Source organism: Microbacterium sp. GbtcB4 (genome assembly GCF_019091465.1).
Taxonomy (GTDB): Bacteria; Actinomycetota; Actinomycetes; order Actinomycetales; family Microbacteriaceae; genus Microbacterium; species Microbacterium paraoxydans.
Genome location: NZ_JAGXJJ010000063.1, coordinates 1 through 291, shown reverse-complemented (window position 1 = coordinate 291; position 291 = coordinate 1). Strand labels below are relative to the sequence as shown.

Genomic DNA, 291 nt, shown 5'->3' with positions numbered 1-291 from the left:
AACCTGCCAGGGGCGGGCCCCGAGCGCGGACAGCGCGGCGCCGATCTCTTCCGCCGTCGTGCCCGGGTCGGCCCACGCGACCCGGCGCAGGTACTCGGGCGTGAGGAGGGTCTCCGTGGGCACACCCAGCTCCTCCGCGACGGCCTCGACGGCGGGACGGGCGGCCTTCAGGCGGGCGACCGCCTCCGGGTTGCGGTCGCCCCAGGCGCGGGGCGGCGGGAGCGCGACGCAGGGCACACGCTCGCGCGGCAGCGTCTCGGCGGCACGGCCGTCGACGATCGCCTGCCACCA

At 78.7% G+C, this 291-nt stretch carries 1 pseudogene; it reads right to left on the bottom strand.

Annotated features, from left to right (window positions below):
- Nucleotides 1–291: pseudogene (locus KVS71_RS17290) on the bottom strand (ribonuclease D); the annotation flags it as partial.